Source organism: Methylobacterium tardum, from assembly GCF_023546765.1.
In the GTDB taxonomy this organism is placed as follows: domain Bacteria; phylum Pseudomonadota; class Alphaproteobacteria; order Rhizobiales; family Beijerinckiaceae; genus Methylobacterium; species Methylobacterium tardum.
In genome coordinates this window covers 4,153,987-4,168,156 of record NZ_CP097484.1, presented here as the reverse complement: position 1 = coordinate 4,168,156, position 14,170 = coordinate 4,153,987, and the positions used below count along the sequence as shown (strand labels likewise).

Here is a 14,170-nt window from a genome sequence, read left to right as displayed (position 1 = left end):
CCGAAGGACGCGATGCTCGACCGCCTGACCCATGCCAGCCTCAGCCTCCTGCTGCTGCTCGCCGTCGCGGCCCTGTTCTCCACCAACCGCCGGGCGATCCGCCCGCGGGTCGTGCTGACGGCCCTCGCGCTGCAGGTGGGTCTCGGGGCGCTGGTCCTGTTCCTGCCCGCCGGACAGGCCGCGCTGGTTGCGGCCGCCGACGTGGTGGTGACGGTGCTGTCCTACGGCGACCGCGGCACGGCCTTCCTGTTCGGCGGCCTCGCCGAGCCGAAGATGTTCGAGCTGTTCGGGGGCTCGGGCTTCATCCTGGCGCTGCGCGTGCTGCCGCAGATCCTCTACGTCTCGGCCCTGATCGCGGTGCTCTATCATGTCGGCCTGATGCAGGCCCTGGCCCGCGGCCTCGGTGCGGTCCTCCAGCGGATCCTCGGCACCGCGCCGATCGAGTCCTTCGCCGCCGTCATCACGATCGCCATCGGCCAGAGCGAGATCGCGGTGGCTCTGCGCCCGTTCCTCGCGCTCCTGACCGGGGCCGAGCTGTTCGCGGTCATGTCGAGCGGCGCCTCGCCGACGGCGGGCTCGATCCTGGCCGGCTACGCCGCCCTCGGTGTCCCGATGACCTACCTGCTCGCCGCCTCGGTGATGGCGATCCCCGGCGGCCTGCTCTACGCCAAGATCCTCATGCCCTCGACCGAGCCGACCCGGATCGCCACCACCCGGGTGGAGTTCGGCGAAACCCGTGCCGCCAACATCATCGAGGCGGCGGCGGACGGCACGCAGAGGGGCTGGCGGTGGCCGTCTCGGTCGGCGCCATGCTGATCGCCTTCGTGGGGCTGATCGCGCTGGCGGACGGGCTTCTCGGCACCGCGGGGAGCTGGCTCGGCTATCCCGGCGCCTCGTTCGAGGGCGTGCTCGGCTGGGTGCTGAGCCCCCTGGCGTGGCTTCTCGGTGTGCCGTGGGAGCACGCGGCGCTGGTCGGCGGCGCGATCGGCCAGAAGCTCGCCTTCAACGAATTCTTCGCCTACGCCAACCTGTCACCGACCCTGAAGGCCGGCACGCTCGACCCGCGCTCGCAGGCCATCGTCTGCTTCGCCCTGTGCGGCTTCGCGAATTTCGCGTCGATCGCGATCCAGCTCGCGAGCTTCTCGAGCCTCGTCCCCGAGCGCCGCTCCGAGGTCGCGCGCTACGGGCTCCGGGCGATCCTGGCGGGGTCCCTCTCGAATCTCACGAGCGCGGCCATCGCGGGGCTCTTCGTGAGCTGATTCGGCCTCGGCGGCCCCAGCGTCCTTGGGGGCCGGCATCCAACAACCGTTCCGGTTCGGCTGGGCGTCTCGTAGGCGCAGCCGGCACGACAATCCGGAGTTTGCGGCACCCACGGTCGCTTGCCGGAAGGTCTGACGCGCTAGATGCGCCGGTCACGACACTGCACAAACGAAAAGCGCCGCTTCGAATGAAGCGGCGCTCAAACCGTGCTGTCGCCGACTTAGTTGAAGGTGTCGATCTCAGCCGACTCGTAGCTGGTGACTTCCATGCCGACGCAGATCTCGGAAACGATCGGGGCAGACCAAGCCATGTTTTCCTCCTGACGAGATTCGGGAATTTTAGTTGGAGACCGCGATGACCGAGGCACGATCCGCCTCGGACCGCAGAGACTTAGTTGAAGGTGTCGATCTCAGCCGACTCGTAGCTGGTGACTTCCATGCCGACGCAGATCTCGGACACGATCGGGGCGGACCAGGCCATGGCGTTTCTCCTCGCTGTTGCTGAGTGCATATAGGCAATATCTTGGACGCAATACAAGCGAGCGCAACACTTATATTTCTCATAGGGACGCGGCCCTGATCGGGGCGCACGCTGGTGCCGCGGTGTGACACCCGCGCGCGGAGTGAGGCGGATGGTCGGAAGGCGCGGAATCGGGAACGGTTTCGGCTTGACGGGCTTTCCGCGCGGGCGCACGACGCAGCCGCGCGACATCGTCTCCGGCGACGCCGTGCTCCCATTCAGCAGCGACCCGCGAAGCGACGTGCCCGACCGATCGTGCCTGCCGTGCCCGGCCCCGTGCCGTCGTCCCGCCTGAGCCGCTGAGAGGCCTGGCCGCGGGGCGACCGGCGCGGCTGCCGGCCACGGCCCTGACCCAGGATGACCGGCGACGCGTCGTCTCGTAACCCACGAGGCGAGGCCATGAACGAGATCGCCCTCTTCGACACGCGCGTTGACCCGTCCGTGCTGGCCGCGCGGCTCTCGGATGAGCGCGCCCCCGACATCGCCGAGAAGCTCAACGACGAGGCTCCCGAGGTCGCCGCCGCCATCCTGCTGGGCCTGCCGATGGAGCGGGCGATCGAGGTGCTCGACCAGCCGGAGCTCGACTGCGTCGCCGACATCATCGAGATGCTGCCGCGCGACCGGGTCGCGGGCTACCTGTCGGGCATGTCGGCCGACCGGGTGACCGACGTGTTCCGCGAGATCGAGGAGCCGGGCCGCTCCGACCTGCGCGCCCGCCTCGATGCCGAGACCCGGGGCGCCGTGGACCGGCTCTCGGCCTACGGCGAGGAGACGGTCGGCTCGCTGATGACCACCGAGTTCGTCACCGTGCCGGGCACCTGGACGGTCGGCCAGACCCTGGAGCACATCCGCCACGTCGAGAAGACCCGCGAGACCATCTACGCGATCTTCGTGCTCGATCCCCGAACCCGCGCCCTCACCAAGGCGGTGCCCCTGCGCCGGCTGATCTCGGGGGACCCGAACGACAACGTGCTGAGCGTCGCGCCCGGGCGGCGGCCGCTCGCCGTCTCGCCGACGGCGAGCCGCGAGGAGGCGGCCCGGCTGATCTCCAAGTACGACCTGCTGGCGCTACCGGTGGTCGATGCGGTCGGCCACGTGATCGGCATCGTCACGGTCGGCGACATGATCGACGCGATGATCGAGAAGCAGACGCAGGACGTGCAGCGCTTCGGCGGCATGGAGGCGCTCCCCGAGCCCTACATGGATATCGGCTTCTTCACGATGATCCGGAAGCGGGCCGGCTGGCTGTGCGCGCTGTTCCTGTCGGAGATGCTGACCGCCTCGGCCATGCAGGGCTTCGAGGGCGAGCTGGAGAAGGCGATCGTCCTGACGCTGTTCATCCCGCTGATCATGAGCTCGGGCGGCAATTCCGGCTCGCAGGCGACCTCGCTGCTGATCCGGGCGCTGGCGCTGCACCAGATCCGCCTGCGCGACTGGTGGCGGGTGGCCTTGCGCGAATTGCCGACCGGGATCTTCCTCGGAGCGATCCTCGGCATCATCGCGGTGATCCGGATCGTGGCCTGGCAGAAGCTCGGCCTCTACGATTACGGCGAGCACTGGCCGCTGGTCGCCGCCACGGTCGGCGCGGCGCTCGTCGGGATCGTGACGTTCGGGTCGCTGTCCGGCTCGATGCTGCCGTTCCTGCTCCAGCGGATCGGCTTCGATCCGGCCACCGCCTCGGCGCCGTTCGTGGCGACCCTGGTCGATGTGACCGGACTCGTCATCTACTTCTCGGTGGCGCTGCTGATCCTGCGCGGGACGCTGCTGTAGGGGCGTCTACGCCGGGCGCGGCCCCTCTGTGGCTCGTGAACCCGCGCCGTCATTCCGGGGCGCCGCAGGCGAGCCCGGAATCCAGACGCACCGACGCGCCAGGATCGTGCAGCGGCAGAGGCTCTGGATTCCGGGCTCCGCTGCGCGGCCCCGGGATGACGGGATGGAACGGCTGCGAGGCGGCGAACCGGAGCCGCGGATCGCACCCGTACCGGGCTCCTCACCGTGACACGGTCTCGGCCAAGCGCTTCCTCTGAACTTTCCCGTTCGCCGTACGCGGCAGGGCGTCGAGGAAGCGGATCTCGCGCGGGCGCTTGTACGCGGCAAGCCGCTCGGCGCACCACGCGAGCAGGGCCGCGGCGTCGGGCTCGGCGTCGGGCTGGAGTACCACGAAACCGCAGATCACCGAGACGTCGGCCCGCACCGGCAACTCGGCTACGCCGACCTCGGCCACCGCGGGATGGGCGGAGAGCACCACCTCGACCTCGTTGGGCGAGACCCGGTAGCCCATCGCCTTCATCAGATCGTTGTTGCGGCCCTCGAACCAGAGGTAGCCGTCCGCGTCGAGCCGCGCGAGGTCGCCGCCGACGAACCACTCGCCGCGCATCACCTCGGCCTCCTCGTCGGGGCGGTTCCAGTAGCCCAGCATCAGCGCCGGCTCGGACCGATGGACGGCGAGCAGGCCGGTTTCGCCCGCCGGCAGAGGAACGGCATCGCCCTCCGTTGGGAGGATCGCCACCCGCCGGCCGGGTTGCGGCTTGCCGGGCGAGCCGGGCCGCACCGGGATCGTCGGGCCGCTGGAGATGTAGGTCGAGATCTCGCTCATCCCGAGCGCTTCGTAGAGGGGCTTGCCCGTCGCGCGCGTCCAGGCGTCGAGCAACTCGACCGGGAGCGGCTCCCCCGCAGTGCAGCCATGGCGCAGGCTCGACAAGTCGTGCGCGCCGAGATCGCCGTACTTGAGGATCTGGCGGTAGAGCGTCGGGACGGCGGCGAACAGGGTGGCGCCGTACTGCGCGATCAGGCGCGGCCAGACCGCGGGATCGCGCGGTCCGTTGTAGAGCACCGCGGTGGCGCCCACCGACCACGGATCGCTGAGGCCCACGCCCAGCGTGTAGGTCCAGTTCATGGTGCCGGCATGTGCAGCATCACGTCGGACTCGGAGAGTCCGAGCCAGTGGTCGAGCATCGGCCGGCGGCCGTAGGCGGCGCGGTGGGCGTGAAGCACGCCCTTGGGCCGGCTGGTGGTGCCGGAGGTGTAGATCAGCATCGCCGGATCGTCGGCGGCGGTGTCGGTGTAGTCGGGCAGGGGCGGCCCCGCCTTCATCCGCGCGATGGCGGCGGCGTCGAGCAGGATGCGGTCGCCCAGGGCTTCGGGTGCGACCGTGCAGCCGCTGCCGACCACAACGGCGGCGGCGGCGGAATTCTCCATCAGGAACGCCGCCTCGGCCTCGGTGAGCTGCGGCGAGGAGGGCAGGGCGACGAGGCCGGCCGCCAGCGCGCCGAAATAGACGAGGACGTAATCGGCCTCGTTGCCCATCCGGATCATCACCCGGTCGCCGGGCTTGAGCCCCAGACCGAGGAGGCCCGCCGCGATCGCGCGCGCCGAACGCTCCACCGCGCCGAAGCTGAGGCGGTCGGCCGTCCCGTCCCCGACCAGAACGAGGGCGGTCTTGTCGGCGCGCAGGCGCGCGTTCTCGGCGAGGCAGTACCGCGCGGCGTTGAACCGCGCGGGCGGCTGGCGGTCGTTGGACAGGCTCTCGGGCACCGGGCACTCCCCCGCATTCGGGCTTTTGGCCGGGTGTCCTGCCTGGGCGCCTGTCCGTCAACCTTCGGCGGGGTGCCGCGCGCAGCAGCTCCGGATCACGTCCGCCGCTGCGCCTGTCCCTCCTGCTCCTCGAAGCCCTTGAGCATCTTGTCGAGGGTCAGCGGGTACTCCCGGACCCGGATCCCGGTGGCGTTGTAGATGGCGTTGGCGAGCGATGCGCCGGCGCCGCAGATGCCGAGTTCGCCGAGGCCCTTGCTCTTCAGCGGGTTCGCCTTGTCGCCGAGCTCGGGCAGGAACACCGCGTCGATTTCCGGCAGATCGGCGTGCACGGGCACGTGGTACTCGGCCATGTCGTGGTTGACGAAGTAGCTGTAGCGCGGATCGACCACCGCATCCTCCATCAGCGCCGCGCCGACCCCGAAGGTCATGCCGCCGATTGCCTGGCTGCGCGCGGTCTTGGCGTTGAGGATGCGCCCGCCGGTGAAGACGCCGAGCATCCGCCGCAGCCGGATCTCGCCGGTATCGACGTCGACACCGACCTCGGCGAAGTGGGCGCCGTAGGAATACTGCGAGAACTTCTGCTTCATCTCGCCGGGCTTGATCTCACCCGCCGCTTCCAGCCCCGAGCCGGCGAGGTCGGTGAGCGCCTCCGTGCGGTTGCCCGACGTGACCGCGCCGTCGCGGAACGTCGCCCCGTCCGGGTTGAGGTCCCCGGCCTTGAGCAGGGCCAGACGGAGGTTGTCGCAGGCCACGTACAGGGCCGAGCCGGCCGAGGCGGCGCCGAACGAGCCGCCGGACCCGGAGGCGAAGGGAAAATCGGTATCCCCCATCTCGACCCGCACGCGCTCGGGCGGCAGCCCCAGCATCTCGCCGGCGATCTGGGTGAGGATCGTGTAGGTGCCGGTGCCGGGATCGGTCATCGCCATCCGCACCACCAGCACGCCGTCCGGCCCGAGCCGCACCTTGGCGGCGGACGGCATCAGCGGGTTGAGGCGGGCGGCGGCCGACATGCCCATGCCGACGAGCCAGTTGCCCTCGCGCCGGCTGCCCGCCGTCTGCCGCTTGTCCCAGCCGAACAGGCGGGCGCCCTCGCGCATGCAGGGCACGAGCTGGCGCGTGGAGAACGGCACCCTCTTCTCGGGATCCTCGGCCGGCTCGTTGCGCACCCGCAGCTCGATCGGATCGACCTTCAGCTGCTCGGCCAGCTCGTCCATGGCGCACTCGAAGGCGAGCTGGCCCACGGCCTCGCCGGGGGCACGCATCGACGAGGCGATGGGCATGTTGAGGTTCACGAGTCGGTGACGCGTCACGCGGTTCTGCGCCGCGTAGAGCGAGCGGGTGACGTTGGCGGAGGTCTCGAAGAAGCCGTCACCCTCGGCGGTGTCGGACCAGGATTCGTGGCTGATCGCCGAGAGGCGCCCCTCCGTGTCGGCACCGAGCCGAATCCGCTGGATCGTGTCGGTGCGGTGGGTCGCGACGTGGAATTCCTGCTGCCGGGTCAGCGCCACCTTCACGGGCCGTTGGATGACCTTCGAAGCCAGGATCGCGAGCGTGGCTTCCGGCTGGACCTGGAGCTTCGCGCCGAAGCCGCCGCCGATATAGGGGCTCACGATCCGCACCTTCTCGGGCGGCAGCTTCAGCACCGAGCCGAGCGCCTTCTGGCCCCGGTTCGGCATCTGGTTCGACGTGTGCAGCACGACGCCGTCGCCGTCCCAGGCAGCGATGGTGGCATGCGGCTCCATCTGCGCGTGGATCTGGTTCGGCGTGACGTATTCCACGTCGAGCTTCACCGGTGCGGCTGCGAAGGCCGCGTCGAAATCACCGAGCTTGGAATCGGGCGGCGAGTTGACCGGCTTCGGCTCGTAGGCGGCCGCCAAGCTGTCCTTGAGCAGCCCCTTGGGCTTGGCCGCGTCGTACCGGACCTTGACCAGCATCGCTGCGGCGCGGGCCTGCTCGAAGGTCTCGGCCACCACGAAGGCGACGGGCTGCCCGTAGAACCTGACCTCGGTTCCCTGGAGCTGCGGCCAGACCTGCTCCTTCTTCTCGCCCTGCTCGGGCACGTTCTCATGGGTCAGGACCAGGATCGTGCCCGGCGCCTTGCGGGCGGCCTCCGCGTCGATCGAGCGGATCGTGCCGGAGGCGATCGTCGCCGGCACGATGAAGCCGTAGGCGGGGTTCTCGAGCGCCCGGGTCTCGTAGGCGTAGGGCGCGCGGCCCGTGACCTTGAGCTTGCCTTCGACCCGGTTCAGCGGCTTGCCGACGAGCCCGTCGGGCCGGTCGTCGAGGGGCGTCCGGCCGATCGGCTGGTTCATCTCCATGGGAACGGTCCTTGCCGGAGTCTACGCGCGGGTCGCCTGCGCCACGACGGCGCGCAGGGTCCGCCGGGTCAGCGGGATCTTGAAGTCGTTGCTGCCGTAGCCGCGGGCGCCCTTGAGCACCGCGTCGGCGGCGGCGTCGGCGGATCCGGTCTGGACCAGGGCGGTCTCGGCTTCGGCGACCCGCCAGGGCTTGTGCGCCAGCCCGCCGAAGGCGAGGCGCGCGGCTGCCGGCTTACCGCCTTCACCGGCGATCACCGCGGCCACCGACACGGTGGCGAACGCGTAGGACGCCCGGTCGCGGACCTTGCGGTAGATGTGCGTGCCGGCCACAGGCTTCGGCAGCGTGACGGCGGTGATGATCTCGCCCTTGCGCAGCTCGGTCTCGATCTGCGGGGTGTCGCCGGGCAGCTTGTGGAAGTCGGCGATCGGGATTTTTCGCGATTGCCCGTCCGGGTTCATCGTCTCCACGGTGGCGTCGAGCGCCCGCATGGCGACCGCCATGTCGGACGGGTTGGTGGCGATGCAGGCCTCGCTCGCGCCGACGACCGCCATGATCCGGTTGAACCCGCCGATCGCCGAGCAGCCGGAGCCGGGCTCGCGCTTATTGCAGGGCATGGCGGTGTCGTAGAAGTAGTAGCAGCGCGTCCGCTGGAGCAGATTGCCGGCGGTGGTCGCCTTGTTGCGCAGCTGCCCCGACGCGCCGGCCAGCAGCGCCTTCGCCAGAACGGCGTAGTCCTTCCGCACCCGCGGGTCGGCGGCGAGGTCGGAGTTGCGCACCAGCGCGCCGACGCGCAGGCCGCCCTCCTGCGTGGCCTCGACCTTGTCGAGCGGCAGCCGGTTGACGTCGATCAGCGTCGCCGGGGTCTCGATCTGGAGCTTCATCAGGTCGAGGAGGTTGGTGCCGCCGGCGATGAACTTGGCGTTCGGCCGCTCGGCCGCGAGCTTCGCGGCGTCCTGAACCGTGGCCGGACGCTCGTACGTGAAAGCCTTCATGTCCGCCCCTCAGAGGTTGCTGGCGGCGGTGTCGCGGATCGCCGCGACGATGTTCGGGTAGGCGCTGCAGCGGCAGATGTTGCCGCTCATGCGCTCGCGGATCTCGGCATCGCTGAGCGTCGGCGTTGACGCGACGTCCTCGGTGACGTGGCTCGGCCAGCCGGCCTTGGCCTCGCTCAGCATGCCGACCGACGAGCAGATCTGGCCCGGCGTGCAGTAGCCGCACTGGAAGCCATCATGCTCCAGAAAGGCCGCCTGCATCGGGTGGAGCTGGTCGCCGGTGGCGAGCCCCTCGATCGTGGTGACCTGATCGCCCTCGTGCATCGCCGCGAGGGTCAAGCAGGAATTGATCCGCCGACCATCCACCAGCACCGTGCAGGCGCCGCACTGGCCGTGGTCGCAGCCCTTCTTGGTGCCGGTGAGCGCCAGATGCTCGCGCAGGGCATCGAGCAGCGTCGTGCGCGTGTCGAGGACGAGGTCCCGCGGCTGACCGTTGATCGTGAGCCGCACCGGGATGGTCTGCGGGGCTGGATCGCCCGGCGCCGCCGCTGCGGGCGCAGGCCGGAGACCGAGGGCGCCGAGCGCCCCGGCCGCGGCGCAGCCCTCCACCACGGCCCGCCGCGTCAAGGCGAACGGCTTCTTCGAAGTCGCGTCTGTCATGCTGTTATCCCGCCCGTGCGCAACGCATCACGGCGCGACGCAGTCTGGAATCCGGTGTGCCAACGCCCAGCTCGCCGGATTAGATCCGGTCCAGACTGCGCCCGTTCACCGCGGCTTCGCGGCTGCACGGCGTCGCGTGCTGGACTCCGGCAGTTCGTCCTCGCGAGCACAGCGAAGCGACCCAGGGCAGGGCGACATCGGTGACCGTAGCGCCGCCGGATTGCTTCGCGTTGCTCGCGAAGGCGGTGGCGCCTTGGAACGCGTCCCGCTGGCAGCATTTGGGTTGATCGGACAACGACACCGGAGTCTCGCCCCATGGCCGTCCCGACCCTGCCGCTCAACGACGGGCGCCGCATCCCGCAGATCGGCTACGGCTGCTGGCAGCTCTCGGACGCGCAGGCGCCGGACCTCGTCGGCCGGGCTCTCCAGGCCGGCTATCGCCTGATCGACACCGCCGCCATCTACGGCAACGAGGCCGGCGTCGGCCGCGCTGTCCGCGACGCGCAAGTGCCCCGGGACGAGATCGTCCTGACCACCAAGCTCTGGAACGACCGCCAGGGTCGCGACGAGACGCGGCGTGCCTTCGGCGAGAGCCTGCAGCGACTCGGCCTGTCCTATGTCGATCTCTACCTGATCCACTGGCCGTGCCCACAGCGGCGCCTGTTCGTCGAGACGTGGAAGACCCTGATCCAGCTCCGTGAAGAGGGGCGCGCAAAGTCGATCGGTGTCTCGAACTTCACGCCCGAGCACATCGCCACACTGATCGGCGAAACGGGCGTCGCGCCCGCGGTGAATCAGATCGAGCTGCACCCGCACTTCCAGCGCAAGGCGCCGCGGGCCGACGATTCCAGTCGCGGGATCGTGACCGAATCCTGGAGCCCACTGGGACAGGGCAAGGAGCTGAACGACCCGGTCATCGTGGCGATCGCGAAAGCCCACGGGAAGAGCCCCGCCCAGGTGGTGCTGCGCTGGCAAATTCAGATCGGCTGCGTGGCCATCCCGAAGACCGCTCGGCCCGAGCGCATCCTCGAGAACATCGCGCTGTCCGATTTCGAACTCGCGGCCGACGAGATGGAGAAGATCGCGGCCGTGGATCGGCCCGACGGCCGGATCGGACCCGACCCCGCCACCTTCTGCTGACCCTTCGGTCTTCGGCGGCGCAGCATAACATCGCGCCGCAAAAGATTTATGCTCACAGCTAGCATATCTGGACAGGCGCCTCCGGCCCCCATAAGTTAGACGGCACAATGCTCAAACTGAGCATAATGGAGGACGCCATGGCGGCGACCGTTGCACCCGTCTCCCGCACGCCCATCCCGGGCCTGCCGCTTCCGGATCTCTACGCCCGTGTCAGCCGGCACGTTCCGGCAATCGAGTGGCCGGCGCTGGCTCCGGACATCGAGGCGATCCTGCGCCTGAAGCGGGAGCGCAACGCCGTGATCCTGGCGCACAACTATCAAGCGCCCGAGATCTTCCACACGGTGGCCGACATCGTCGGCGACAGCCTCGCGCTCGCCCGCGAGGCGGTGAACGTCGACGCCGACGTGATCGTGCTGGCGGGCGTCCACTTCATGGCCGAGACGGCCAAGCTCCTGAACCCGAGCAAGACCGTGCTGATCCCCGACATGGGTGCGGGCTGCTCGCTGGCCGATTCGATCACCGCCGCGGACGTGCGCGGCCTGCGCGCCAAGTACCCGGGCGTTCCGATCGTCACCTACGTGAACACCTCGGCGGCCGTGAAGGCCGAGTCGGACCTGTGCTGCACCTCCGGCAACGCGGTCGCGGTGGTGAAGTCGCTGAACGCCCCGCGAGTTCTGATGATCCCGGACGAGTTCCTGGCGCAGAACGTCCAGGCCGAGATCCCCGAGGTCGAGATCTTGACCTGGGCCGGCCATTGCGAGGTGCACGAGCGCTTCACGCCGGCCGACATCCGCGACGTCCGCGACAGCTATCCCGGTGTCACCGTCATCGCGCACCCGGAATGCCCGCCGGACGTGGTGGCCGAGTCGGACTTTTCCGGCTCGACCGCGATGATGATGGACTTCGTCGCCGAGAAGCGGCCGAAGCAGGTGGTGCTCGTCACCGAGTGCTCGATGGCCGACAACATCGCGGCACAGAACCCGGACATCGAGTTCATCAAGCCCTGCAACATGTGCCCGCACATGAAGCGGATGAGCTTGGCGAACATCCGTCGGTCGCTCGAGACGATGACCCACGAGGTCACGGTCGATCCGGCGCTGGCCGACCGCGCCCGGGCGGCGGTGGAGCGCATGCTCCAGGTGCGCACGCGATGAACGCGATCTCGCCCAACGCCGCCGACCGCGTCGTCGTGGTCGGCGGCGGCGTCGCGGGGCTGAGCGTCGCGCTGCGCCTCGCGCCCCGCCCGGTGACGCTTCTCAGCGCCTCGCCCCTCGGTCTCGGCACGGCCACCGGCTGGGCGCAGGGCGGCATCGCCGCCGCGGTCGGCGCCGACGATGCGGCCGCGCTGCACGCCGCCGACACGGAAGCGGCCGGCGCCGGGCTGACCGAGCCCGACGTCGCGCTCCGCGTCGCGCAGGAAGGGCCGGCACTGATCGACTGGCTGGTGCGGATCGGCGTACCGTTCGACCGGACCGGCGATGGGGCGCTCGCCCTCGGGCTGGAGGCCGCGCACGGCCGCCGCCGGATCGTCCGCTCCGGCGGCGATGCCACCGGCGCGCGCGTCCTCGAAGGGCTTGTCCGGGCCGTGCTGGCGACACCCTCCATCGAGGTCGTCACGGCGCGCGCCTGCGACCTGCTCCGGGATACGAACGGGGCCGTGGCTGGGATCGTCGCCGAGCGCGACGGCGCCCTGTTCCGCATCCCGGCCCGCGCCGTGGTGCTGGCCACCGGCGGCGTCGGAGCCCTGTACGCGGCCACCACCAACCCGCCGGGCGCGGTCGGACGCGGGCTGGCGCTCGCCGCCCGCGCCGGAGCGGTGATGCGCGATATGGAATTCGTGCAGTTCCACCCGACCGCCATCGCGACCGGTTCCGATCCGATGCCGCTCGCCACCGAGGCTCTGCGCGGTGAGGGCGCCCGTCTGATCGATGAGACCGGCGCTCCCGTGATGGCCGGCGTCGCGGGCGGCGATCTCGCCCCTCGCGACGTGGTCGCCCGCGGCATCTTTCAGGCGCTGCAGCGGGGCCGCACGGTCTATCTCGACGCCCGCGGAACGCTCGGCGCCGCGATGCCGACGCGCTTTCCGACGGTGGCGGGCCTCTGCGCCGCTGCCGGCATCGACCCCGCGGTGCAGCCGATCCCGGTCCGCCCGGCGGCGCACTACCACATGGGCGGCGTGAAGGTAGACGCGCACGGCGCCACCTCGGTGGCGGGCCTCTATGCCTGCGGCGAGGTCTCCTCCACGGGCCTGCACGGCGCCAACCGGCTCGCCAGCAACTCGCTGCTGGAGGGGCTCGCCTATGCGCGCTTCATCGCCGACGGGCTCGACGCGCCGCCGCCGGCGGCCATCGTGCCGCAAGCCGTGACCGTCCGGACCTCCGGCGACCTGCCGGCGATCCGCACCCTGATGGACCGCCAGGTCGGGGTCGTGCGCGACGCTGCCGGTCTTGCTGGGGCGGTGGCCGCGCTGACGCCCGAGGCGGAATCCTGCGACGCGGCGCTGGTGGCGCTGCTGATCGCCCGCGGCGCGCTGGAACGCCAGGAGAGCCGCGGTGCCCATTGGCGGAGCGACTATCCGCATCTCGCAGCCCCGGTTCACACCGAGACCGCGCTGACCGAACTCCGGGCCGCGCAGAGCGGTCGTGAGACCGCCAAGGAGGCCCTGACGCCATGACCCGATCGGTGCTCTCCGAGGAGATCCTGCCCCTGCCGCGACTCCTGGTCGAGCCGGTGGTGCGCGCCGCCCTGCTGGAGGATCTCGGCCGGGCCGGCGACATCACCACCGACGCCATCGTGCCCCCGGGCGAGCGGATGCGCGGCGTGATCGCCTCCCGCCAGGATGGCGTGATCTCCGGCACCGACGCCGCCGCCATCGCGTTCGCGCTGGTCGACCCGGCCGTGACCGTCACGGTCGAGCGCGGCGACGGCACCCGCGTCGCGCCGGGCGACGTGGTCCTGCGCCTGGACGGGCCGGCGCGGGCGATCCTCACCGCCGAGCGCGTCGCCCTCAACCTGCTCTGCCGCATGTCGGGCGTCGCGACCGCCACACACGGCCTTGTCGCGGCAGCGCGCCCGCACGGCAAGGCTTCGATCGTCTGCACCCGCAAGACCACGCCGGGCCTGCGCGCCCTGGAGAAGCACGCGGTCCGGGCCGGCGGCGGCTCGAACCACCGCTTCGGCCTCGGCGACGCGGTGCTGATCAAGGACAACCACGTGGCGGTGGCCGGCGGCATCGTCCCGGCGATCGAGCGCGCCCGGTCCCGGGCCGGTCATCTCGTGAAGATCGAGTGCGAAGTCGACAGCCTGGAGCAGCTGGAGGAGGCGCTCTCGGTCGGGGTCGACGCCGTGCTCCTCGACAACATGAACCCCGACCAGCTCACCCGCGCGGTGGCGATGATCGACGGCCGGGCGCTCTCCGAGGCCTCGGGCCGGATCACCCGCGAGACAGTGGGCGCGGTCGCGGCGTCCGGGGTCGATCTGATCTCCTGCGGCTGGATCACCCACTCGGCCGCGATCATCGACCTCGGCCTCGACGCCGCTTGAGGCGGCGCTGTCCCGACCTGCGGAGCTGAAGCCGGGGCAGCACACCGGCGCCCGGGCGTCTCATCCCGCGCCTCGGTGTTGCTGCTATCGCGACCGCGGGAAAGCTGACACAACGACGTTCGCGTCGCGCAGGCTTTTCCCCGCTCGACCGCGGGGCCAGAAAGCCGGAGCCTCGTCACTAACCCATCGATCGAGGTGGCCCG

At 70.6% G+C, this 14,170-nt stretch carries 10 protein-coding genes and 2 pseudogenes; 6 read left to right on the top strand and 6 right to left on the bottom strand.

The features are described 5' to 3' along the window. Positions 1-12 precede the first annotated feature (12 nt). Positions 13-1,259, top strand: a pseudogene (locus tag M6G65_RS19880) (NupC/NupG family nucleoside CNT transporter). A gap of 221 nt (positions 1,260-1,480) precedes the next feature. Here M6G65_RS19880 and pqqA (M6G65_RS19875) read toward each other — a convergent pair. Both pqqA (M6G65_RS19875) and pqqA (M6G65_RS19870) read right to left on the bottom strand, forming a co-directional pair. Then, entirely contained in the window at positions 1,481-1,570 is a 90-nt protein-coding gene (gene pqqA, locus M6G65_RS19875; RefSeq protein WP_007559223.1) for a pyrroloquinoline quinone precursor peptide PqqA, read from the bottom strand. 80 nt (positions 1,571-1,650) lie between these two features. Continuing rightward, positions 1,651-1,740, bottom strand: a complete 90-nt coding sequence (gene pqqA, locus M6G65_RS19870) for a pyrroloquinoline quinone precursor peptide PqqA (RefSeq protein ID WP_007559223.1) — start codon at positions 1,738-1,740, stop codon at positions 1,651-1,653. Positions 1,741-2,136: 396 nt separating this feature from the next. Here pqqA (M6G65_RS19870) and mgtE point away from each other — a divergent pair, with 396 nt between their 5' ends. Next, positions 2,137-3,549 carry a magnesium transporter gene (mgtE, locus tag M6G65_RS19865; RefSeq protein WP_430929501.1) on the top strand — a complete coding sequence of 471 codons (1,413 nt, stop codon included), beginning with the start codon at positions 2,137-2,139 and terminating at the stop codon, positions 3,547-3,549. Between the two features lie 220 nt (positions 3,550-3,769). Here mgtE and M6G65_RS19855 read toward each other — a convergent pair. From M6G65_RS19855 to paoA, 4 genes and pseudogenes are all read right to left on the bottom strand, one after another. Further along, positions 3,770-5,313, bottom strand: a pseudogene (locus M6G65_RS19855) (acetate--CoA ligase). 95 nt (positions 5,314-5,408) lie between these two features. Then, the gene (locus M6G65_RS19850) at positions 5,409-7,631 is read right to left on the bottom strand and encodes a xanthine dehydrogenase family protein molybdopterin-binding subunit (protein ID WP_250102763.1); all 2,223 of its coding nucleotides are present in this window, start codon (positions 7,629-7,631) and stop codon (positions 5,409-5,411) included. A gap of 21 nt (positions 7,632-7,652) precedes the next feature. Beyond that, positions 7,653-8,624 (bottom strand): FAD binding domain-containing protein, encoded by a 972-nt coding sequence (locus M6G65_RS19845; protein WP_238196847.1) that lies wholly within the window; start codon positions 8,622-8,624, stop codon positions 7,653-7,655. 9 nt (positions 8,625-8,633) lie between these two features. Continuing rightward, a complete protein-coding gene (gene paoA, locus M6G65_RS19840; RefSeq protein WP_238196848.1) occupies positions 8,634-9,284 on the bottom strand; it encodes an aldehyde dehydrogenase iron-sulfur subunit PaoA in 651 nt (216 codons plus the stop codon). Between the two features lie 315 nt (positions 9,285-9,599). Between paoA and M6G65_RS19835 the strand changes: the two genes are divergently transcribed. The 4 genes from M6G65_RS19835 to nadC all read left to right on the top strand — a co-directional run bounded on the left by M6G65_RS19835 (position 9,600) and on the right by nadC (position 13,967). Beyond that, positions 9,600-10,424, top strand: a complete 825-nt coding sequence (locus M6G65_RS19835) for an aldo/keto reductase (RefSeq protein ID WP_250102762.1) — start codon at positions 9,600-9,602, stop codon at positions 10,422-10,424. A 137-nt stretch (positions 10,425-10,561) separates the two neighbouring features. Then, entirely contained in the window at positions 10,562-11,578 is a 1,017-nt protein-coding gene (nadA, locus tag M6G65_RS19830; RefSeq protein WP_250102761.1) for a quinolinate synthase NadA, read from the top strand. Continuing rightward, complete coding sequence (locus tag M6G65_RS19825; RefSeq protein WP_238196851.1) at positions 11,575-13,098, top strand: L-aspartate oxidase; 1,524 nt, start codon at positions 11,575-11,577, stop codon at positions 13,096-13,098. Before nadA ends, M6G65_RS19825 begins: the two co-directional genes overlap by 4 nt. Continuing rightward, positions 13,095-13,967, top strand: coding sequence for a carboxylating nicotinate-nucleotide diphosphorylase (gene nadC, locus M6G65_RS19820; RefSeq protein ID WP_250102760.1), 873 nt, complete (start codon positions 13,095-13,097; stop codon positions 13,965-13,967). The genes M6G65_RS19825 and nadC overlap by 4 nt, the downstream gene beginning before the upstream one ends. Positions 13,968-14,170: the final 203 nt, after the last annotated feature.